Below are 3,349 nucleotides of genomic sequence, written 5' to 3' on the forward strand. Positions count from 1 at the left end.
CACGCAAATCTTGCCAGTAGAGTCAAACATCAGACAGGGATTAGCTTCCCTAATAGAACCCAATCCGCCGTCATCAAAGAAAAGACCAGCTAAACCGTAAAACATTTTATCGGGATTAGCTTCTTCAGCTAAATAAAATTGATGTAGTTCGGTAATAGTAAAGGGTGCCCATCGATTGTTTTTCACGGTTTGAAAAAATTTAACTAGCATACCGGCGCTTTTTTCTATTTCACACTTACCAAATTTTCCGATTGTATTAATATTGGAAACTGATAGATCTTTAGGACGAATGACATTATTTAATAATATTGATTCGTCGATAATTATATGGTGCATACCTTCTCCTTTTTGATATTTTTTTGTTAATTTTCAATTAATGTAGCAATATATCATATATTGTTGTATTTGTCAATAATTTAAACCATAGCGTTCGATTAGTCAAGCGGCAATATTAGGTATTAGTTTGTATTTGCAAGGGTCGGTGATCAGAAAGGTATGGGCCCAGATCGGCTTTTTCTACTTTTAGGTTTTTTGTTAGCACCCAATCTAATTTTAATTTAAACATTTCCCAACGTTTTGAGTATATGGGTGACCACGTTGGTTTATTAAGAGCGAACGTTTCTTTAAAACCATGTATTCGGGCTTGTTGTTGGAAGATATATTTTTCAGAATTGGTGTAGTATTGTCCGTTAATATACATCTCCTGTTTTGGTTCCTGATGCCACAGAGACACGATTAGGCGCTGCCAACCAGCAGCAGGAATGGTGGTATTCATATCGCCACAAATAATTACTGGACCTTGGTGTTTGGTGCTGTCTTTTATGATTATTGCCAGTTGTTGGAGTCTAGTATTAATACCGACGCGATCAATTGCTAAATGACAGTTATAGATCCGCCATACTTTATTATTTATTTGTAGATCAACACAAGTGGCTTGATCAGGTGTTTTATTTATTGAATGCGAGAAATTAATTTCCCGAGCGGCAATAATAGGATATTTGCTAAGAATTACATTGTGATTATAATTATGGTGTATTTCACTATAATTATTTTTTTCAGGGACGTAAACGTGATATTCACTTAGATGAAGAAATTTTTTTAATTTTTTTTCCGCATTGGAGAATTCTTGCAAGCAGATAACATCAGCATTATATTTTTCTAGATAAGGTGCGATTTTGATAAAAGGAGTATAAGTGCCTCGATAGTAGCGCCCTTGAATATTCCAGCTAAGTAATTTTACATAAGACATGGGAGCATTATACCAGATAATATTAATTTAATCATATATTTGGCTATTTTATTAAGTAGGAAAGAGGTGACTTGATTTGCTTGTTGAAATATATTATACTGACAGCGGTTAATTTATTCCGCGGTAGCTTCCGCCATCCCGCTACGCCTGAAAGCTAGCGCGGCAAGGAGGCGGACCCGCCTAGGGCGGGCAATGGTCACAAAAGATAAGACGTAAACTACCAAGAGTAAGTACAATAATATATTCCGCGGTAGCTCAATGGCAGAGCAACTGACTGTTAATCAGTAGGTTGTCGGTTCGAGCCCGACCCGCGGAGCCATGAACCACTCGCTGCCACTCGGGTACATGGCTCAGCCAAAAGCTAATTTTCGGCGAGTGATTCATACGGTGAACCGGAACGAAAGTGAATGGTTAACCGCCCAATAAAAAACAGGGTTATCACCTTGTTTTTTTATTATTAAACTAATTATATGTTTTGTTATGTTTACATTCTACAAAGTCTTAAAGATAAATTGTTCTATATCGGTTTTACTAGTAACCTTAACAGGAGACTAAATGAACATCGTTCTGGTAGAAACAAATCTACATCGCGACGACTGCCACTTAAGTTAATATTTTTTGAAGCCTACCTTAATAAGCACGATGCGTTAAGAAGAGAAAGTTACTTTAAAACAAACAAAGGAAAAGTGACTCTAAGACAAATGCTTAAGGAATACTTAAGATCCAATGATCAATAATATAATTATGCAAGGAAGAGATCAGGCTTTTTATTAAGAACTCATCACGCGGAGCTAAGCACCGTATGGTGCTTAGCGGAGCCACTCAACGATTCGTCAGGTACAATGCAATACTTGGAAAAATAACAGGGTTAAAGATCTTGTTGTTTTTATTAATTACACATTTTGTGTTATGTGATAAAATATCGTTAGATGAAAAATATTATTTAACTTTTATGGAAACAATATTACTTAAAATTATAAAAATATTAAAAAAATTGAACATAAAACCTGTAATATACGGATCCTTTGGCGTCTCTTATTATCTTGGTAACTTTAAACAGTTTGGTGATCTTGATCTGTTAGTAGAAGATAAGTTCATTGATAATGATTGGGAAGAATTTAATACATTTCTTTCGTCACATAACTTTGTATTAATTAATAGGAGAGAACATGAGTTTTTATTGGATAATTTTAAGATTGGGTTTGCAAAAAAAAGTATATTCGTGAAAGATGGAATAATTAAAGATTACACAGACCTTGTAAAGTACGGAAAAGTTGACGCCTATACTTTACGGCCAGAACATTTTTTAGCTGCTTACAGATTTAGCTTAAAAGATGGCTACAGAGTCACTAATAGATTTAAAAGGGATCAAGAAATTATTAACAAGATAACAGAATATATTAAAGAAAATAAGCTGTAGTTATCACGCACTAGTTTAATCACTTTTTAAAAATAACTCCAATATATCTATATGCCTAAGTGTTTAAAAATAGCCACGAATTAGTAGTTACTATATTATTGATTATTATGGCGATTTTATTTTTATGATATAATAATCAATGATGATTTTACTTTAAAACAAATTTTTATTATTAGGATTTGGGGTAACCATTATCGTGTTGGTTGGGGTAAATTGTATTTTGTGGCAGAAGAATATAAATGTTAAACAAACTATAACTGAAACTACACAACAACAGCGGGAAGCACAACAGAAAGCTGAACAAATAAATAATTCACCATCTATTTCTGTCGTGCTCGATACGAGCGCATCGGCAATTACTTCACCGCCACCTAGTCTCGATGGCATTAATACTCATATGGAGTTATACGGCACTGGTGCTGATCCTGATATAATTACACTTGGCCCAAAGGTTGGCGGTCATCCAGACTAGGAATCCTATCAGCATAAACCTGGTATGAGTTTTGAAGCTTATCAGGCAGGTTCACCGGTACTCGCTCCGTTCGATATGGTGTTAGTTGGCTTTCGCGATACCAGTACTCAGATTGTGTCGGGAGGAGAATCTGCCCATTCCGATGATGTTAAATTATTCTTCGAGTCTGCAAGCCCTGATTGGCCAGGTCTTAAATTCTATTTCAAAT

The 3,349-nt window shown here is 35.1% G+C and carries 6 protein-coding genes and 1 tRNA gene; 5 read left to right on the plus strand and 2 right to left on the minus strand.

What is annotated here, in order from left to right:
• Both COX77_03535 and COX77_03540 read right to left on the minus strand, forming a co-directional pair.
• Nucleotides 1-336: hypothetical protein (locus tag COX77_03535; protein PIZ98740.1), on the minus strand; the 336-nt coding region annotated here is incomplete at its 3' end.
• A gap of 115 nt (nucleotides 337-451) precedes the next feature.
• Nucleotides 452-1,249, minus strand: coding sequence for a hypothetical protein (locus COX77_03540; protein ID PIZ98741.1), 798 nt, complete (start codon nucleotides 1,247-1,249; stop codon nucleotides 452-454).
• A 244-nt stretch (nucleotides 1,250-1,493) separates the two neighbouring features.
• Between COX77_03540 and COX77_03545 the strand changes: the two genes are divergently transcribed.
• The 5 genes from COX77_03545 to COX77_03565 all read left to right on the plus strand — a co-directional run.
• Nucleotides 1,494-1,568 (plus strand) — tRNA-Asn (locus COX77_03545).
• Between the two features lie 151 nt (nucleotides 1,569-1,719).
• A complete protein-coding gene (locus COX77_03550) occupies nucleotides 1,720-1,986 on the plus strand; it encodes an excinuclease ABC subunit C (GenBank protein PIZ98742.1) in 267 nt (88 codons plus the stop codon).
• Nucleotides 1,987-2,051: 65 nt separating this feature from the next.
• On the plus strand, nucleotides 2,052-2,669 hold the full coding sequence (locus COX77_03555; protein PIZ98743.1) for a hypothetical protein: 618 nt from the start codon (nucleotides 2,052-2,054) through the stop codon (nucleotides 2,667-2,669).
• 196 nt (nucleotides 2,670-2,865) lie between these two features.
• Entirely contained in the window at nucleotides 2,866-3,141 is a 276-nt protein-coding gene (locus COX77_03560; protein PIZ98744.1) for a hypothetical protein, read from the plus strand.
• Nucleotides 3,142-3,165: 24 nt separating this feature from the next.
• The coding region (locus COX77_03565; protein PIZ98745.1) for a hypothetical protein at nucleotides 3,166-3,349 on the plus strand (184 nt) is incomplete at its 3' end.

The organism is Candidatus Komeilibacteria bacterium CG_4_10_14_0_2_um_filter_37_10 (assembly GCA_002793075.1).
GTDB lineage: Bacteria > Patescibacteriota > Patescibacteriia > UBA1558 > UBA1558 > UM-FILTER-37-10.

Excerpts from the sequence above, each read along its gene's own strand:
- COX77_03555 (PIZ98743.1), top strand. The coding sequence starts at position 2,052 with ATGGTGCTTAGCGGAGCCACTCAACGATTCGTCAGGTACAATGCAATA.
- COX77_03550 (PIZ98742.1), top strand. The coding sequence starts at position 1,720 with ATGTTTTGTTATGTTTACATTCTACAAAGTCTTAAAGATAAATTGTTC.
- COX77_03540 (PIZ98741.1), bottom strand. The coding sequence starts at position 1,249 with ATGTCTTATGTAAAATTACTTAGCTGGAATATTCAAGGGCGCTACTAT.